Origin of the sequence: Bacillus sp. 1NLA3E (assembly GCF_000242895.2) — a bacterium.
In the GTDB taxonomy this organism is placed as follows: domain Bacteria; phylum Bacillota; class Bacilli; order Bacillales; family Cytobacillaceae; genus Bacillus_BU.
In genome coordinates this window covers 4,758,029-4,775,971 of the sequence record NC_021171.1, presented here as the reverse complement: position 1 = coordinate 4,775,971, position 17,943 = coordinate 4,758,029, and the positions used below count along the sequence as shown (strand labels likewise).

Below are 17,943 nucleotides of genomic sequence, written 5' to 3'. Positions count from 1 at the left end.
TTTGTAATAACTTGTCCTTTAAAATATGCAGCTGTGATGAATAAAAACAAGGCTGTGAAGATTGTAAATTCCCAGCCTAGTCTCTATTTAGTACTGTTTACTTAGCCCATAGGCCAAAGAAAAGGCTCGCAAGCACAAGAATGATCGCTCCACCCAGACGGGTAGCTAACTGAGCATAGGACATTAAGATCATTCGATTAGATGCGCCTAATATTTCAAGATCACCCGATCCTCCGCGGTTAACGTGACATAAGCCTCCGGCGATTGCTGCTTCAATTTCATAGAATCCGACCACTTTCGCAAACAACCAACTTCCAATTACAGCTCCAAAGACTGTAAATAAACAGATAACGGCCGTTTGAAGTGATAGTGCATGGACTAATGCGCTAAAATCAGTATAAGTGATACCAACACCTGCTAAGAAGACGAATAACATTTTACCCATCATAAATTCATTAACTTTTTTAACACCATCTTTTGCACGTTGTGGAATAATATCAAGTGCATTGGCGATGATTAATAGAACGACCATATAGGCATAAGGGTGAATAGAGAATGGACCAACTTTTGGAAGCAAACCAACTCCAATTACATTTGCTAAACCAAAGAAACCAACAGCAACAAGTAAACCAAAGCCAGCATCTTCCATCGTGGCAGTATTTTTTTCTTTTGCTCCATTTTTCTCAGTAATTTGCCCTTTAATTAATTCGCCATTTCCTGTCCATTTCGGCACTTTCTTTCCAAGGCCATTTAATAAAGCACCTACCATAATTGCGAAAATATTGGCAATCGTTAAGATGGTAATGGCAGAAGAGTACCAGATTTTAGGATCCTTTCCAGTAACTTCTCCCCAAATTTGGCTCATTGGAATGGCACCAGCACCATTTCCTCCGCCCATGATTGGTAGAGCATAGTTCACGATTACATCTTTATAATTGACGCCAACAATCCATCCGCCAACAATCGCCATGATAAAGGCGACAGCAGTACCAACAAGAACTAATGGGATAAATCCACCGATTGCTTTAGCTAGAAACTTTCGATTAATAGAAAGAATAGAACTTGTGATAATGACGGCAATAAAGAAGTCCAGCATACCCATATCATCGAAAAGAGTCCTAACTCCACCAGCTACATCTTCCGAAATGACTCCTGTAGATACCAAATAGGAAGCGCCCAAGAAAGCAAGCAGGGAACCGCCGCCAAGATAATCCTTCCAGATTGGAAGTGTGTCGCCAACTTTTCCAAAGAAAAAGCCAACAACAATTAAAACGAGAACATCCCCGGCAAAGCTAATAGGGAAAGATTTCGTCATTGTTCCGAAGGCAAAAATCAGTGCACCGGCAAACCATGCCCATAACGGCAAACCGTACATATTATAGTTTATAAAACTTGTTTTTGTAGAGGCCGCAATCGTTGTCTCTTCGAATACCGGTATTTCTTTTTTTAATCCCATGGATATTCCTCCTAATTTTTTCCGATTATTTAATAAGAATGATTCCATTAGTTGGTCATGGTTTACTAGAGTGAAAACCAACACCAACAAATTTATAAAAGACTTTTAGGCTATGAGGATTAGAAACCGTTTACAAAGAATGCCTAAAAGTTTAAATGTTCCTCTCTCCTTTCCAATTTAAAAAAATTATTAAGCTAGGTATAAAATAGCAATATTAGTTTGAAAGTTGAATCTTATAAACCTAAGGGTTAAAAAGATTATTAAGATATATTTTGAACCTTTTGTTCATGATAAAAGTGAAAGTGCCCAGAAATAAATAAAAAGGATGGTGTAAGTTCACCATCCTTTTAACTAGTAACCTATTTTTTTTTATAAATTCTTTCGGGCCGTCCAACCTCACCATAAGACAAATCTGCTCCGATTTGGTCTTTTGCCAAAAGGTACTCTAAATACCGACGAGCAGTGGGACGACTAACCCCAATTTTCTTGGCAAGCGTTTCAGCATTTAGACCTTCATCCGTATGATTTAAAACATCTGTCACTTTTTGTAATGTAATCTTATCAATTCCTTTTGGAAGATAAGAATTAAGCTGTTCTTTTTGTCTATCCATTAATTCATCAATTTCTTCTTGGTTTACATTATGATTATCTTTTTGAATCCTTTTTAATTTACTGTGAAACTCTTGATATTTTTCAAGCGAATTTTTCAAACGTTCAAAGACTAATGGTTTGACGATAAAGTCAAAAACTCCACTGCGTAGAGCTTCTTTGACAGAACTAATTTCTCGAGATGCCGTAATCATAATAACATCTGTTTCATGAAAGTCCTGGCGTATAACCTCTAAAAACTCCAATCCGTTCATATCGGGAAAATAGATATCTAATAACACTAAGTCGGGACGAAGAATGGCTAACTGATCTCTTGCCTCCTGTCCATCTGTGGCGATGCCAATGACTTGGTAGCCAGGAACTTTTTCCATCAGCCGGCGGTTGATTTCTGCAATTCGCACATCATCTTCTATAATTAATACAGAAATTTCCTCACTTTGATGTTGGTAAGCCATCAGGGATCCTCCTAATATACTATGATTTTGGGATAATAACGGTAAAAACAGAGCCACCGTCAGGGTTAGGTGTATATGAAATATATCCATTTAATTTTTTTATGATTTTTTGGACTAAAAAGAGACCAACACCGTGATTTTCTAATTTTTTAGTAGAAAAACCTCTTTCAAAGATTTTATCTTCGATTTCCGGTGAAATACCGATTCCCGAATCTTCAACTTCTAGTATTAAATCGTTTCCAAAATCAGAAAAGTAAATTTTTATATTTTTTGCATTAGCTCCAGGTTTCATTACTGCTTCCATTGCATTATCAATGAGATTTCCGATTATGGTCGTCAGACTGTCACGTTCAATACCTTCGGGGATTTCTTTGAAACTACTTTCCCGATCAATATCGAAATGGATTTTTAATTCATTTGCCTGATTAAATTTACCGATTAACAACCCGCCGATCATAACATCGGAAATTTCTTGCTTAATGAAATTCAATAGGTTCTGATGAATATCAAATTCTCGGGCAATGAAATCAATCGCTTCCTGGTACGACTGAAGCTGAATAAGTCCTGAAATCATATAGAGCTTGTTTGAATACTCATGTGTTTGAGCACGTAATGCTTCGGAATATTGTCTAACCTGTGCGAGCTCCTGTGTAAGTCGGGATAGTTCGGATTTACTTCGGAAACTAGAGACCCAGCCAGTTATGCTTCCCTTTTCAGACATTATTGGCAAGTAGTTGGCAATAAAGAATTCATCATTAAGAGAAAATTCCTTGTCAAATACTGCTTTCCCTTTTTCAATGATTTCTAACAAAGGGGAGTATGGTGAAATATCTAGGATGTTTGCCCTAAGGACATCCTTTTCATTTGGCCATTGGAGCATATTTATGGCTTGTTGATTAACCATAGTAATGATTCCATCCAAATTTACCGCGACAATTCCTTCTTTGACTGATTCCAAAACGGCCTTATTTTCTTGATATAATTGGGTAATTTCTTTCGGCTCTAATCCAAGGATAGCTCGTTTCATACCATTAGCGATTAGCAGTGCACCAATAATACCAACAAGAATAACGCCCAAGGAAATCAGAATGATTTTTTTACGATAATTTATCGCAATGTTATCAACATCTTGAAGTGAGTAACCTACTGCTACAATTCCAAGTATTTTTCCATTTTGATTATAGATGGGGACTATTCCTCTTAGGGATGGTCCTAGGGTGCCTCTTTCCTGCGAAATAATATACTTTCCTTTTAATGCCTCGTTATTATCTTTACCGACCATGCTTTCTCCAATCCGGTCAGGAACGGGGTGGGAGTAACGTTTTTTTTCAGTATTACCAACCACAACAAATTCTGCACCAGTTTGCTTTCGGATTTTTTCAGCTATAGGTTGAATGATTTTTGAGGGGTCTTTTTCCGAAAATGCCTGCTTAATTTCAGGAATAGATGCCACAGTTTCGGCAATCGATAAGACTCTATCCCCAAGTTGGTTGGTTAAGGAATTTGAAATTAACGAATGGAAATAAAAGCTAAACACAAGAATGATGAATAACAGCAAGGATAAGATTAATAATGATAACTTCGTTTGTAATCGCATTCATAACTCCTCTTTGATGTGTTTTCCGTTGAACAAAAGGTACTTAATTCACATAAATAAACTTATTGGCGCTTAATTATATAATCTATATCTATGAAATTAAATGAGTTAGTATAAATTATACACAAAGTTAAGAGACAAATATGACAATTTTATGAAGGAGGAATGTGTTAAGTAGCATCGCTATAGAAAAATATTTTTGTAGAATAAAAAAACAGTGGGGTATTTAAAGATGTGGTATGACATTTTTAGTAAACAAGCTGTAAACCTCCTAGTAGAAGAAGAAAGGATACAACTGGAAGAATTCTTGAAAGAGCAGAATTTAGCACTAGATCCTGAGGTTGAATATTCAATTGCCTTTTTTGACAAGGGGAGGATGGTTGCGACAGGTTCGCTCGGAGGAAAAATCTTAAAATGCATTGCTGTAGATGAAGAGTATCAGAACATGGGGTTGTCTGCTAGACTTGTCACCGATCTGATCCAGGAGGCTTGCTCAAGGGGAAGGACACATCTCTTTATCTATACGAAGCCAGAGAACAAGAATATATTTTTCGACTTGGGCTTTTACCCAATTATCGAGGTTCCGTCAAAGGTTATCCTTATGGAGAACAGGCCGAATGGGATTAAAAGCTATCTGAATCAACTTATGAAGGAGAAAAAAGATAGTATATCTGTTAAATGTGATAACACGGGTACAGGGGCTGTGGTTGTGAATTGCAATCCATTTACTTTAGGACATCAGTACCTAATTGAGTACGCAGCATCCAGATGTCAAATACTCCACGTCTTCGTTCTCGAGGAGGACAAGTCAAGATTTCCGTCAGCAATCAGATACAGGCTTGTGAGAGAAGGAGTTCAACATCTCGATAATGTGGTTGTTCATCAGGGAAAGGACTACATCATATCGGAGGCAACTTTCCCATCCTACTTTATCAAAGAATATCAGGATATTGTTGAAACTCATGCTTTGCTAGACTTAGAAATATTTAAAAGATATATTTCACCTTCACTTGAAATTCAAAAGAGATTTGTTGGTGAGGAACCGTGCTGCAAAGTCACAGCTGCATATAACTCTGTCATGCAAGAGATTCTTCCTGCTCAGGGTATAGAGGTTCAAGTACTTCCGAGGCTTAGAGATAATGGGGAGCCAATAAGTGCCTCAAGAGTTAGAGAGTTAATTCGTGAAGGAAGGCTTTCTGAAGTAAAAAAACTAGTTCCTAAACATACGTATGAATTTCTTTTATCAGCTGAGGCTGAGGGCATTATTCAACAGATTCAGGCCAATTATAAAAAATATTAATAGGAGGTTGCTAAAAATGTTGATGTTACTAGAAAGAGTAAAAATTGAAGAAGTAGGGATTGCGGGAACTCTTGAGTCAAGCGATATCATCATCCAAATTGAAAGGAATGAAGGTAGAGGAATAGAACTTGAACTTAAAAGTACTGTTGAAAATCAATTTGGAAAACAGATTAAAGGGGTCATTTTAGATACGCTACAAGAATTAGGGATAGAGGATGCCCTTGTCGTTGCAAAAGATAAAGGGGCATTAGATTGTACGATCCGGGCCAGAGTTAGGACAGCTGTAGGCAGGGCCACCCATCAAAATTCTTTCCCATGGGAGGTAAAATAAATGAGCAGACTTAGAAGAAGCATGTTATATGTTCCAGGCAACAACCCGGGTATGATCAGGGATGCAAATATCTATGGAGCAGACTCAATTATGTTTGATTTAGAGGATTCTGTATCTCTTAATGAAAAGGATTCAGCTAGACAATTAGTCTATGAAGCTCTGAAAAACATGGATTATGGACAGACGGAAATCCTTGTACGCGTCAATGGCTTAGATACACCTTTTGGAAGAGACGACTTTGAAGCGATTGTTAGAGCAAAACCTAATGCTATCCGACTACCCAAAACGGAAACACCGGAAGATGTTGAGGAAGCGGATGAATTAATTACTCGAATTGAACGAGAAGCTGGGATGGAATATGGAACCATCAAGCTAATGGCAGCAGTTGAAAGTGCGTTAGGGGTTATTAATGCCTATAAAATTGCAACAGCAAGTAAGCGATTAATTGGTATCGCCATTGGTGCAGAGGATTTTGTAACAAATTTAAAAACGACAAGATCAAAAGAGGGCATTGAATTGCTGACAGCCAGAAGCCAAATCCTCTTTGCTGCTCGGGCGGCAGGTATAGATGCCCTCGATACTGTTTTTTCTGATGTGGATGATGAAGAAGGATTTATCCAAGAAGTCAAACTGATTAAACAATTGGGATTTGACGGGAAATCCCTTATTAACCCTCGGCAAATTAATATTGTCCATAATATCTATTCGCCAACTGAAGCTGAAATTAAGAAATCTTTTGCGGTTATTGCTGCAGCGAAAGAAGCTGAGCAAAAAGGATCGGGAGTTATCAGTCTGAATGGCAAAATGATTGATAAGCCAATCGTCGAAAGAGCGTACAGAGTACTTGAACTAGCTAAGGCTGTAAAAAGTGTTAGCATTGAGGAGATGTTACAATATGTTTAATTCAATTGGACGAAATATACCAGACGAGATTTTCGGACTTGGAACTCTGCCACTGTTTGATTCGAAGCTGGTAGTGAAAAATACACAACAATCCAAAGAGCGCTTGAGAAATTCAGACCGAAATAAAATTCTGGATTCTCTTGAAACAGCCATAAGAGAAACTGGTTTGCAAGATGGAATGACGATTTCTTTTCATCATCACTTCCGAAATGGAGATTATATCGTTAATATGATGCTTAATACCATTGCAAGAATGGGAATAAAGGATCTTACAATAGCATCAAGCTCCCTTTCAGAAATCCATTCACCATTAATTAATCATATAAAAAATGGAGTGATTCGGAGGATTGAGACTAGCGGACTAAGAGGTGAATTAGCTGAGGCCATTTCGCACGGATTGATGGACATTCCAGTTGTCATCAATTCCCATGGCGGCAGAGCTAGGGCAATTGCCTCTGGAGAATTACCGATAGATGTTGCCTTTTTAGGTGTACCATCATGTGATCCTGCCGGAAATGCCAATGGATATTCCAGAGATAATTCAGCTGCATCTGAATGTGGTTCGTTGGGATATGCAAAGGTCGATGCCCAGTTCGCTAACAAGGTTGTTTTAATTACGGATCATTTAGTTGAATATCCTAATACACCATTTGGTATTCCTGAATCTCAGGTGGATTATATTGTCGTTGTGGATTCAATCGGCGACCCAAAAGGGATTATGTCTGGTGCAACTCGCTTTACCAAGAATCCTAAAGACCTGTTAATTGCTCAGAGTGCCGCTGATGTAATTGCTGCTTCGGGCTATTTCGAAGAAGGATTTTCGCTGCAAACTGGCTCAGGCGGAGCTTCTCTTGCAGCTACAAGATTTTTAAGAGAAAAGATGATCGAGAGAAACATCAAAGCAAGTTTTGCGTTGGGTGGAATTACTGGACAAATGGTTGACCTTCATGAGGAAGGACTGATTAAAAAGTTATTGGATGTACAGGGCTTTGATTTGCAAGCAGTTGCTTCCCTTAAAAATAATCGTTTCCACCAGCAAATTGATGCGGAGTATTATGCAAGTCCTGATAATAAAGGAAGTGCGGTAAATCAACTAGATGTAACGGTATTAAGTGCATTAGAAATTGATCTTGATTTTAATGTGAATGTTATCACAGGATCAGACGGGGTGATCCGCGGAGCTTCAGGTGGACACTGTGATTCAGCTGCAGGAGCAGCCTGCTCCATTATTGTGGCTCCACTTATCAGGGGTAGAATGCCATCCATTCTTGACCGGGTGCACACGGTCGTAACCCCGGGATGTTCGATTGATGTTCTGGTTACAGAACAAGGGATTGCTGTTAATCCTCTAAGACAGGATTTGTATACTAACCTTAAAAAGGCGAATCTGCCAGTCGTTTCCATAGAAGAGCTTAAGGAAAGAGCGAATCAAATTGTCGGCATTCCAGATCATATTAAAGTGGAAGATAAAATTGTCGGTGTGGTGAAGTATAGAGATGGCTCAGTCATTGATGTCATTCACCAAGTGAAGAAGGATTCTTGGAAATGATCAGAGCCAAAGAAACAACACTTGAGCAAATATTAGAGTCTCGCGAATATAGAGCTGCTCATCAGAAGGAATTAATTGAGAAATACAGGCTCCCTTTAGTATCATTCAAAGTCAATATACCAGGTCCGGTCAAGAGAACACATGAGAGCAGTATTATTTTTCAAGAGGGATGCAATGCATTAGTGAAAACACTAAAAAAGGCTGGCTCATATCTGGAATCTTTTGAAACCAACATGACCATTACGGGATATGAGGCATATTTTGTTGTAAAAATGGATGAACGGGCTTTAAAAACTTATATGGTTGAGATTGAGAACGAGCATCCGCTAGGGCGGCTGTTTGATCTTGATGTAATCGGATCGGATGGAGTACCCATTTCCAGGGAGGGCTTTGGTCATTCAAAAAGGAAATGCCTGCTCTGTGATGAGGATGCTCATAGCTGCGGCCGGAGCAGAAAGCATCCAATAGAGGAGCTGACGCAAAAGATTCAAAGTATGGTAGATTCTTATATATAGCTTGTATCTTAAGTTAATCATAGGGCCAAACAACGATAAGCTTTCTGTGTAAACTACAGGTAGTTTATCCGAGTTTGGTCATTCTTTTTGGTGAATTTGGATGAATAGAAGGAGAGACGTTGAACATGGCTGAACAGTGGATTCATACTATTTCACAAAAAGCGCTGCTTGCTTTACTTTATGAGGTTTCTGCTAGTCCTAAACCGGGGCTTGTAGACAGATTTAACCAGGGAGCACATAAGGATATGGACTTCTTTACATTTATGACCAGCAGTGCTGCTCTGAGTAATTACTTCAATGATTGTGTCGCCGAGGGGGTGGAATACTCAGGAAAGAATCCACAGGAACTGTTTAATGCCTTAAGAAGTCAAGGGATGAAAGCTGAAAAGGCAATGTTTGAAGCAACAAATAATGTCAATACCCATAAAGGTCTGATATTTTCTTTAGGAATCATCTGCGCTGCAGCATCCTGCTGCATGATGGAAAGTGAAAGCAAAAGTGTGGATACTGAAACAATCTGTACAAAAGTTTCTCTTATGACTCAAGGTTTATGTTTGCGGGAACTGACTTACTTAAACAAGTCGGAAAGCCTGACCTATGGGGAAAAACTTTATCAGAAATATGGTCTTAAAGGAATTCGTGGTGAAGTTGAAAGCGGATTCCAAACGGTGCGAAATTACTCTCTTCCTGAGTTAAGAAAGTTAAAATCTTTAAGGACTTTACACCAAAATGATATCTTGATTCAAACTCTTCTACATCTAATGGCTGTAAACGAAGATAGCAATATTGTCGCAAGGCATGATTTAGAAACGCTGAGATTTGTTCATCTTTATGCGTCGCGGGTTTTGGATTCAGGTGGAGTGCTCACACAAGAAGGCATGCAGATGGTTTATGAAATGGACAGGGAATTTATTCGGGAAAATATCAGTCCTGGAGGATCAGCTGATCTTCTGGCAGTAACGATTATGTTTGATCTTCTCTCATAAGTCTGTGCCTTTCATCACTTCCAAAGATATCTAGTCAAGAGTTAATTAAATGATGACCCCAAAATTTGAGCCTTCTTTAAATAGAGAGAGGCTCTTTTTTCATTTTCCACAGTGAAAGATATTTTTAAAAATATAGTAATTAAAAAATGGATAGCATAAGGTAGAGTTCTTGCATCTATTTTAATATTATATATATAAACTTGCCTATTTTTGGCTTGTTAAAATAGTGAATATGGAAGCAGTGCATCCATTATATCTAAGCATGCTCACAGCGATTGGTTACTCTTCTTTACATAACCACATCACTATAAACGATATTGGAAGTTAAATTTGTTAACATATCGATATCATGTACTTCTGATTCCTGTAAAGCTACACCATCTTTTTCGATAATACGAATAATAGGGCGTTCTGGGAAATTACCATTATTTTAACTACAAAACCCGTTTCACCAGTACTTAGTGTTACTGTTATACCAACAGGGTACATAATAACCGACTTTTTAAAAATTTGGACCAATTCCGTTTCAAAATGTGTGCCCGCACCACTATAGAGGATTTCGAAACCTTTGTGTGGCAACATCGCTGGTCTATATGAACGACTCGATGTTACTGCATCATATACATCTGCTACAGCCATTATTTTTGCATAAGGATGAATATCCATCCCATTTATTCCTTGTGGATACCCAGTACCATCATTGACCTACATAATCTTAAAAGAAAAAAGATTAAAAAGGCATTAATTGATTATTTAGATAGCCTTGACTTTGAAAATATTGGACCAGAAGAAGAGCTTGTAATGGATGATTTCGGATATGTTGGTGTTTTTGTACCTATGCCTAGAAATAATCGTCAGAAAAAAAACCTTTCATTTGCAATATTAGGCCCTGCGGAAGGAATTGAACCTAATAAATCAATTGAAAAAAGAATTAAATCTAAACTTACTAAATATAAGTGGGCAGGACCAATGTTCGTTGCAATTTGTAAAAGTGGTGATTTTGGAGTTGATTGGGACGATGTAGCAGAAGTATTATATGGGCCACCTATTAAAAAATACAATCCAACAACAAAAGAACACTTTGAAGTTCTTGGACATGGTGGATTGTTAATGCCAAGAGGAGAAAGTGCCCCTAAAAATACTTCTTTAACGGGTGTTTTATATTGTGAATTCAAATGGCCGGATGGAGGATTACCTAAATTACAGGTTAGATAATTAGCAAACCCATTTGCTAATTATCCTATAAAATTACCATTACCCACCGGTTAAGCCTTAAAAACTGCCCCTTAGAAAGGTGCGGTGAACCGTACCATAAGTAAATGAGGTTTCCCTGATGGAATATTTCTATTTTTATACCCTTATAATAGTTTCGGTCCTTTCGTATTGTATTAATATGATTATAAAAACAAGGGGAAGTATATGAATACAATAACCAAGGGAGCCGTTGCGATGGTATTAGCGGGTTCTGTTACGTTTTCTGTCGCCCACACCTTGTTAGGCGATCAGTCTTCCATACGATTAGCTGAAGAAAATGCTTCAACTATATCCGGAGATCCCAAAAAAGCGGACATAATTAACCAAGCAGAAAAAGCGGTCAAAGGTCAAACGCCAGCATCAAAGGGGAAAGATCAAGAAATGGCTGCTTTAAAAGTAGCTTCAAATAATAGTGAAATGAATGTAGAGACCATTCAACAGAATTCGAGCAGCAAGAATAATACAACAAATCCTTCTGATAGGAATAGGATAATAACAGCAACGCCTGCTGTAACAACCATAACTTCGACAAGTGCAAAAGAACCGACAACCACAACGGCAACTGCGCCACCTACAAAGTCGGAAACGAATGCAACAAGTACATCCACAACGGAAACCAACCGTGGCCAACAAGTTTCTCAAGCTGCTAAAGAAAAGGCTGGGAACCAGAGGGAATAAAATAAAACAACGGAAAGAATATGTAATTCTTTCAAAAGGGGTCACCAGAAGATGGTGATCCTTTTTCTCATAGAAAAGGTCTTCCCCAAATGGGAAAGACCTTTGTGAAGATTCTATTATGAAGATTCTTTATTCTTCGCAATAGAGCTTTCCTGAGTGACATTACCATTTCGTTTTAGTTTATTCCAACCAACAGTTACTCCCTTTACGGCCGAGAGGATGGATTTGATCACTATATAAGCCATAAGCTGTTTGTACAAGATTCGTTGTAGAAACAATGAACCTAGTGGTTTAGGACTTTCTTTCTCCAATCGGAATGCATAGAGAGAAGTAAAGAAATCCAGCAAGTAAAAAAGAATAAATCCAATCGCTGCCTTTTCAGGGTGTGGGCTAAAAAGGGCTATAATGAACAATATATCAGCAATAGGAGATATTGTTTGATAAAAATATTGGAAAAGCCACATGTTTGGAAGGCCGATATATCCCAATGATTTATGTTTTTTATTGAATAAAGCCCGTCGATGCTTCCATAGGCATTGTAAAGTACCATAAACCCATCGGTAACGCTGCTTTGCCAGACTATTAATATCTTCCGGAACTTCTGTATAGGCATAAGCCTTTTCTTCAAATTCAATCTTTTTTCCATTTCGTAAAAGGGTGAGCGTGATATCGGTATCTTCTGCCAGTGTATCCTCTTGAAAGTATCCTGCTACTTCTACCGCTGTCTTTTTCCATGCACCGATAGCTCCTGGTACAACCGTGATGCAATTGAGTGTGGCAAAGGCCCTTCTCTCTAGATTAAAGCCTGTCACATATTCGATATGCTGCCAGTTGGTAAGGAGATTACCCTTATTGCCGACCTTTACATTACCTGAAACAGCCGCAACATTCTCATCTTTAAAGTGGCTAACAAGCAATGAGATGGCATTTTCAGCGATGAGTGTATCAGCATCAAGAGCCACCACGATTGCCCCGTTTGCCTCTTTAAAACCAAGGTTAACAGCGGAAGATTTTCCTCCATTAGGTTTTTTTATTAATCTGATGAGAGGCTGGTTTTCATACGTTTCTTGAACCACAATAGCCGTATCGTCCTTTGATCCATCGTCGATAATTAGTATCTCAAAAGCTGGGTAATCGCTCGATAAAATTGAATCAATTGTTTTGCAAATGACTTTTTCCTCGTTATAAGCCGCAATCACAACACTGACAAAAGGGGTAAATCCAGGATCTACCTTGGTTTCTTTATACCTTTTTACCTGCCTTCTTGAAAGGAATATTAAGATAACCAGCCGCAAGATTCCGATAAGGATAGCGGAGTAAAACAGGAAGCTTAATCCTTCGCGCCAGCCTTGTATGACCGTGAACACAGCCTTGTCATAGACCAAATAAGGGTTGTCCTGTTCAGCTTCGGGCATGATTTGGCTATTACTTTTTCCAATGAGATCAGCAACGGTGGTAAAAGTATAGCCACGTTTTTTTAGTTCTTTGATAAGAAAAGGCAGGGCCTTTACAGTATTGGAGCGGTCACCGCCAGAATCATGCAGCAAAATGACATTTCCTTCCGGCAGTTGGTCAAGTACCTGATTCACAATTTCCTCACTAGAATGTCCTTGCCAATCCTCAGAATCTATTAATTCTCCGACCATTGTATAACCTAACTTCTGAGCTTGTAACATAGGTAGCAGTTCGCCGCTCGAGTTCGATTCGGCATCGGCCATATAAGGCGGGCGGAACAGGGTCGTCGAATGGCCAGTAATACCTTGAAATAAACGCTGATTGGCATTTAGCTCCAAAGTCATTTGAAATGGTGTGATGGATTCAATATCTGGATGGGTAAACGTATGGTTGCCAATTTCTTGGCCTTCTTTATGCATCCTTTTAACAAGTTCTGGATGCAGCATTGCATTCTCTCCAACGATAAAAAAGGTCCCTTTTATGTGATTCCGGTTCAAAATGTCCAATATTTGTGGTGTATAGGCTGGGTCAGGACCATCATCAAAGGATAAGACGACTTCCTTATGTTTTGATTTACCATACCGTTTTGGTAATTTGCTATAGGTTTCGTTTTGAATCAAATCATGTCCATCTAATTGAATTGCTCGTTTCCCATTTTCTGATTGAGAAACCATTTTTAAAATCTCCCCAGCCCCTGTATATTGAACAGGCTTAGGACTGACGATGGTTTTAAGCGCATTGGATGGATTGTCCATATCCTTTGGTTTATTAATGAAATTCCAGATAGAAGGGTCTTCGGAACCGAGACGCCAAACTGCTATTCCGCTTGAACCCCTCTCTTTTCCTAACTTCATTTGATTGTAAAATGTCGCAGCATCTAAAAACCACACAGTATGGTTTTTATCGTTTCGTTTGTACCGTACATAAGGATTGCCTGCTTGTTTATTCCAATAGATTTGGAGGTTCGTCCCAATTCCTAATTCCATTAGATCTCCGAACGTCATTGCATTTGCAGGCTGATTGGAGTTGTCTTCCCAGTCGTAACCGTAGTTTCCAAAACTCAGAATCAATTTTTCGGAAGGAATATGGATCTGGTTTAAACTTTCTATTACCCAATCAGTTGGAGCTACAGGTCCAGGTTTACTCATGGAGTGGTGTTGATCATATAGCATGACAACCATACGATCTACATTCGTTGCCAGCGAAGTATAGTCATAACTATTGTCATTTGGCGGGACATCCATTGTCACTATGAGACCTTGTTGATGAAATGCTTCATACACCTTATCCATAAAATCAGTGAAATTCGCTGTATCGTTTGGGTGAATCCCTTCAAAGTCTATGTTGATCCCTTCAAAGTCATTGGATTTCACATAATCCAACATATTTTGAATAAAAAGATCTTCTGCGCCTTGAGTAGTAAATAACCGGTGTAAAGTCTCGCCATCCCATTTATTATTAATATAATTATTCACTAATGGAAGAATTTTTATACCATTTGCTTTTGCCTCTAAAATGATAGACTTTTCCGTGCTGGCTTTAAGGGTAAGGTCAGTTGTTAGTTGCAGCCACTCCGGTACTAATGTTGTAATAGAGTCGCTATTTTTTTTGAAAGAAGTTTTGCTGTTTTCATCCCAATTGACGTAAAAACCATAGACTTCTTGTTTGCTCGCCTTTTTTGTTTTTACCGAATCCTCATTTTCCTGTATAACAGGCGAAGGATTCGTTTTTTGAATCTGGGAAGCAAGCTCTTCTTCAGTGAAACTTGTATTAACCGGCTCGATTGCGCTCTCTGCTGTGCTCTTGTTCAATTGCAGCTCAGGAAATACTGGATTTGTATTTAGGCTTTCAATAAAAATGGTTGATACTAACACAATTAAGATTGTAAAGCCTGCGCTCATTCGTTTAATGATGGACCAGCGTCTATGGGCAGGATCAAGAAAAACATGTTCCTGATTTCCCCCCCTTTTTTTTAGACCTAAATTGTAGAACCAGTGGAAGAAAAAATAGCAGACAAGACCAATTAAGCCTCCCAATGCCCCAGATACAATGATTTGTGAAGCTTGTATTTTATCTTTCAAGGTAGAAAATAACCAATAATCTTCTAAAATACTTAAATCCAGGATAGGTAAATGACGAAGGTTGGGAATAAAAATCGTCATCAACGTGCCAAGGAATAAGGCGATGATATTAAGTCGAAAGACAAGTGAAAAAGCTAGCAATAATGGAATTCTTAGACTTTCTAAAGGTAAAAAGGCCAGAAAAAAACCAAGTGTACTTGCAACTGCACCAGCAGTCCCCGTAACAGGAGCAAACAATGATTTAACAATCCACCTAAAAATTCGATCCATTTTAGTCTCCTCCTTCTAGGTGTAATGGCGAAGAATATTTTAATAGATTAATTAAAAACTTTAAGAACGTTAACTGGAAGTTAACCTAGGCGTAGTACATCCAGCGGAAAGATTTCTTCGACAAAAAATGACTAACATAAAAAACTTAGGTAATTGTTTTAAGGTTTTGGGGGTGGATTAAAAAATTTAAAACATTTTTAATGGGAATATAGGAGAATTAGAGGGAAAATAAAAACCTCATTTAATATGCTGTACGGAGAACCGTACCATAAATAGAGCAGTTTTTGAAAGGAGAAGGCACTGATTTGAGTGCCTTCTTCTTTCTATTATAAACTACAAAATGAGGTTTTTTGTTTTCAAGTAAACAATTAAAGGGGAAAGCGACTCTGTTAAGTGGTGACATACAATCTTAGATAATTATCTGTATGAAAAATGGTGGAAAATCCCCCAACTTTCTTGTCTAGCAAACTGAGGATAGGTGGACATAAAGTTAATTATTATTAAAGATTGATCTAGATTAGGGTATGCATCAAATAAGAACCTATCACCGTATCGAATAGCTGTTAATGCAAGTGGTAATTCACGTCTAAATATTTCATTGCGTTTTGCTGATACATTTACGTTATATTCCCCTTGATCTATATATAAATAAACATAATAGTATAAGGAACTCCTATTTTGTTTCCATTCGCCGAATACTTCATCTCTCTTAGGGTTATATTTTCCCAGGCATAATAAATTCCAATTGTTAAAAAAAGTTCTCCAGTAAAATCAGAGTGAGTGAGTGTGTAACATCTTGGAATAACAGGTTCCGTAGCAGTAACACCACCGGTGTATGCTACAAATATTTTTTTCTGGATTGAAATTGCTCAAGTAATCAACTCCAATTGGCCAGTTTTTTATAAATATAAGAATTTTTATTTATTCATTCGTAAAAAGTCATATGTTTCGGTTATAACCTACTTTGCAATTGCTTCACTTTTTTATAGTTTAATATTTATATAAAAAACGGCAGCTTTTGTGGTGCGGTGAACCGTACCATAAGTAAATAGTATGGCGGGAAGCGGGAGACTATTCCCCTTGTTTACATGTTTACGGAAAGTAAACACACTGTACACAAATTCGTTTACATGTATACAAAAGTGTTTACATATTTATGGGACAATATGTTTACGAATTTGTTATCAACGTTTACAGAAATGTGTACAAAGGCTTATTGAAGAATCTAGCAATCTCTTATAACCTTTTATTAGAAACAATAGACGACTAACTACCTTAGAAAAAAATAAATTTAACGAAAAGGAATGATTCATTAATGTCTAAGTCTAGAATTGCTGCAGTAGATGTTGGGAATGACTCGATTAAAGCTATTTTTGGGGAATTAGAGTATGAATTAAACATTCCTAACATTGTTGCAAGAGATACAGAAGATCGACCGGTGATAGGAATAGAAGAATTAGATAACAAAAATCCACTTGATGGAATTCATATCAAGGTGCACTCCCCTGCGCTGAAAGAAAATAATGTCATTTATAGAGTTGGCCATTTAGCAACCAAGAGTAACAATGCAACAGAATTAGATCCTGGTACCGGGAAATCAGAAGAAGACCAAACATTGGTGATGCTTTTTGCGACATTGGCATTAGATGCAGTTAACGAGGAAAATGGACATGGTTTCCCAAGAGTAAAAAATGTGATTGATGCAAACTATACACTAGGAACTGGTCTCCCCCTTCGTGAAGTAAAGGAAGGAAAGGATGCAGGATATCGCTCTAAATTGATTGGTTCTGTTCACCAAGTGGAATTTCTCGTCACACCAAAATATCAAGGATTAAAAGTAAATATTAAATTTGACGAGGCAAAGATTTATCCTGAAGGATTTGCTGCTTATATTAACCTTGTCATGGACAATAACTTAAAAATTATTAACAAGGATCTTATTGATAAACGTATATTAATTCAAGATATCGGCGGATTATCAACTGATATTGCGGTAATAAAAAATAGAACCGTTGATGATGATAAAGCACAAGGCTTTAATCTGGGCGTTTCCGAATCATTAGAAGCCATTCGTGAAGGAATTAGAACCAAGCATGGGGTTGAGCTGGACAGCCGTCGTGATGTAGTAGAAATCATTACGAGGAAAAATGACCGCAATCATATTATGGTGAAAGGAAGCCGGACAAGCGTTCATGATATTACGGATCGTATCTTGCTGGAATTAGCCAAAAAACAATATCGGTTATTACGTAATGTTTGGCAGAAAAACTCACAAACGGAAATCTGTTATTTTGTTGGCGGCGGATCTATTGTATTAAAGGAATATCTTAAAATATTAAATAATAATTTAGATGGTTATAATATAGAATTCTTTGAAGATGAAAAAGAGAGTATTTGGATGATGGCAAATGCTTATTATAAGCTAATCACCGATTTTGTAAGGAAGATGGAGAAGCAAAAGGTAACTCAGGGAGCAAGTAAAAAAGTAGATTTGAGGTGATTAT

General features: G+C 37.9%; 13 protein-coding genes and 2 pseudogenes. 9 read left to right on the top strand and 6 right to left on the bottom strand.

The window, feature by feature from the left end:
* Window positions 1–97: 97 nt before the first annotated feature.
* From B1NLA3E_RS22895 to B1NLA3E_RS22885, 3 genes are all read right to left on the bottom strand, one after another.
* The gene (locus B1NLA3E_RS22895) at window positions 98–1,456 is read right to left on the bottom strand and encodes a 2-hydroxycarboxylate transporter family protein (protein WP_015596197.1); all 1,359 of its coding nucleotides are present in this window, start codon (window positions 1,454–1,456) and stop codon (window positions 98–100) included.
* A 359-nt stretch (window positions 1,457–1,815) separates the two neighbouring features.
* Window positions 1,816–2,520, bottom strand: coding sequence for a response regulator (locus B1NLA3E_RS22890; RefSeq protein ID WP_015596196.1), 705 nt, complete (start codon window positions 2,518–2,520; stop codon window positions 1,816–1,818).
* A gap of 19 nt (window positions 2,521–2,539) precedes the next feature.
* On the bottom strand, window positions 2,540–4,117 hold the full coding sequence (locus B1NLA3E_RS22885; RefSeq protein WP_015596195.1) for an ATP-binding protein: 1,578 nt from the start codon (window positions 4,115–4,117) through the stop codon (window positions 2,540–2,542).
* Window positions 4,118–4,349: 232 nt separating this feature from the next.
* Between B1NLA3E_RS22885 and citC the strand changes: the two genes are divergently transcribed.
* The 6 genes from citC to citG all read left to right on the top strand — a co-directional run bounded on the left by citC (window position 4,350) and on the right by citG (window position 9,701).
* Window positions 4,350–5,417 carry a [citrate (pro-3S)-lyase] ligase gene (citC, locus tag B1NLA3E_RS22880; RefSeq protein ID WP_041580814.1) on the top strand — a complete coding sequence of 356 codons (1,068 nt, stop codon included), beginning with the start codon at window positions 4,350–4,352 and terminating at the stop codon, window positions 5,415–5,417.
* A gap of 16 nt (window positions 5,418–5,433) precedes the next feature.
* On the top strand, window positions 5,434–5,748 hold the full coding sequence (citD, locus tag B1NLA3E_RS22875; protein ID WP_015596193.1) for a citrate lyase acyl carrier protein: 315 nt from the start codon (window positions 5,434–5,436) through the stop codon (window positions 5,746–5,748).
* Window positions 5,749–6,651: a citrate (pro-3S)-lyase subunit beta gene (citE, locus tag B1NLA3E_RS22870; protein ID WP_015596192.1), complete on the top strand. Its 903-nt coding sequence runs from the start codon at window positions 5,749–5,751 to the stop codon at window positions 6,649–6,651.
* Window positions 6,644–8,200 (top strand): citrate lyase subunit alpha, encoded by a 1,557-nt coding sequence (gene citF, locus B1NLA3E_RS22865; protein WP_015596191.1) that lies wholly within the window; start codon window positions 6,644–6,646, stop codon window positions 8,198–8,200. The genes citE and citF overlap by 8 nt, the downstream gene beginning before the upstream one ends.
* On the top strand, window positions 8,197–8,715 hold the full coding sequence (gene citX, locus B1NLA3E_RS22860; RefSeq protein ID WP_015596190.1) for a citrate lyase holo-[acyl-carrier protein] synthase: 519 nt from the start codon (window positions 8,197–8,199) through the stop codon (window positions 8,713–8,715). The genes citF and citX overlap by 4 nt, the downstream gene beginning before the upstream one ends.
* A gap of 125 nt (window positions 8,716–8,840) precedes the next feature.
* Complete coding sequence (citG, locus tag B1NLA3E_RS22855; protein WP_015596189.1) at window positions 8,841–9,701, top strand: triphosphoribosyl-dephospho-CoA synthase CitG; 861 nt, start codon at window positions 8,841–8,843, stop codon at window positions 9,699–9,701.
* Window positions 9,702–10,073: 372 nt separating this feature from the next.
* On the opposite strand, the pseudogene B1NLA3E_RS22850 reads toward citG, so the two are convergent.
* Window positions 10,074–10,388 (bottom strand): annotated as a pseudogene (locus B1NLA3E_RS22850) (HD-GYP domain-containing protein); the annotation flags it as partial.
* Window positions 10,389–10,502: 114 nt separating this feature from the next.
* Between B1NLA3E_RS22850 and B1NLA3E_RS22845 the strand changes: the two are divergent.
* Window positions 10,503–10,916, top strand: coding sequence for a hypothetical protein (locus tag B1NLA3E_RS22845; protein WP_144061532.1), 414 nt, complete (start codon window positions 10,503–10,505; stop codon window positions 10,914–10,916).
* A gap of 204 nt (window positions 10,917–11,120) precedes the next feature.
* Entirely contained in the window at window positions 11,121–11,633 is a 513-nt protein-coding gene (locus B1NLA3E_RS22840) for a hypothetical protein (RefSeq protein WP_041580812.1), read from the top strand.
* A 116-nt stretch (window positions 11,634–11,749) separates the two neighbouring features.
* Here B1NLA3E_RS22840 and B1NLA3E_RS22835 read toward each other — a convergent pair whose 3' ends face one another.
* Together B1NLA3E_RS22835 and B1NLA3E_RS24550 are read right to left on the bottom strand one after the other, a co-directional pair.
* Window positions 11,750–15,439 carry a polysaccharide deacetylase family protein gene (locus tag B1NLA3E_RS22835; RefSeq protein WP_015596185.1) on the bottom strand — a complete coding sequence of 1,230 codons (3,690 nt, stop codon included), beginning with the start codon at window positions 15,437–15,439 and terminating at the stop codon, window positions 11,750–11,752.
* A 417-nt stretch (window positions 15,440–15,856) separates the two neighbouring features.
* Window positions 15,857–16,242 (bottom strand): annotated as a pseudogene (locus B1NLA3E_RS24550) (staygreen family protein).
* Window positions 16,243–16,754: 512 nt separating this feature from the next.
* On the opposite strand from B1NLA3E_RS24550, the gene B1NLA3E_RS22830 reads away from it, so the two are divergent.
* Window positions 16,755–17,939 (top strand): ParM/StbA family protein, encoded by a 1,185-nt coding sequence (locus B1NLA3E_RS22830; protein ID WP_015596184.1) that lies wholly within the window; start codon window positions 16,755–16,757, stop codon window positions 17,937–17,939.
* Window positions 17,940–17,943 lie beyond the last annotated feature (4 nt).

What these genes read in the sequence shown, in the direction of transcription:
- B1NLA3E_RS22895 (WP_015596197.1), bottom strand. Translation starts at nt 1,456, where the DNA reads ATGGGATTAAAAAAAGAAATACCGGTATTCGAAGAGACAACGATTGCG.
- B1NLA3E_RS22890 (WP_015596196.1), bottom strand. Translation starts at nt 2,520, where the DNA reads ATGGCTTACCAACATCAAAGTGAGGAAATTTCTGTATTAATTATAGAA.
- B1NLA3E_RS22885 (WP_015596195.1), bottom strand. Translation starts at nt 4,117, where the DNA reads ATGCGATTACAAACGAAGTTATCATTATTAATCTTATCCTTGCTGTTA.
- citC (WP_041580814.1), top strand. Translation starts at nt 4,350, where the DNA reads ATGTGGTATGACATTTTTAGTAAACAAGCTGTAAACCTCCTAGTAGAA.
- citD (WP_015596193.1), top strand. Translation starts at nt 5,434, where the DNA reads ATGTTGATGTTACTAGAAAGAGTAAAAATTGAAGAAGTAGGGATTGCG.
- citE (WP_015596192.1), top strand. Translation starts at nt 5,749, where the DNA reads ATGAGCAGACTTAGAAGAAGCATGTTATATGTTCCAGGCAACAACCCG.
- citF (WP_015596191.1), top strand. Translation starts at nt 6,644, where the DNA reads ATGTTTAATTCAATTGGACGAAATATACCAGACGAGATTTTCGGACTT.
- citX (WP_015596190.1), top strand. Translation starts at nt 8,197, where the DNA reads ATGATCAGAGCCAAAGAAACAACACTTGAGCAAATATTAGAGTCTCGC.
- citG (WP_015596189.1), top strand. Translation starts at nt 8,841, where the DNA reads ATGGCTGAACAGTGGATTCATACTATTTCACAAAAAGCGCTGCTTGCT.
- B1NLA3E_RS22845 (WP_144061532.1), top strand. Translation starts at nt 10,503, where the DNA reads ATGGATGATTTCGGATATGTTGGTGTTTTTGTACCTATGCCTAGAAAT.
- B1NLA3E_RS22840 (WP_041580812.1), top strand. Translation starts at nt 11,121, where the DNA reads ATGAATACAATAACCAAGGGAGCCGTTGCGATGGTATTAGCGGGTTCT.
- B1NLA3E_RS22835 (WP_015596185.1), bottom strand. Translation starts at nt 15,439, where the DNA reads ATGGATCGAATTTTTAGGTGGATTGTTAAATCATTGTTTGCTCCTGTT.
- B1NLA3E_RS22830 (WP_015596184.1), top strand. Translation starts at nt 16,755, where the DNA reads ATGTCTAAGTCTAGAATTGCTGCAGTAGATGTTGGGAATGACTCGATT.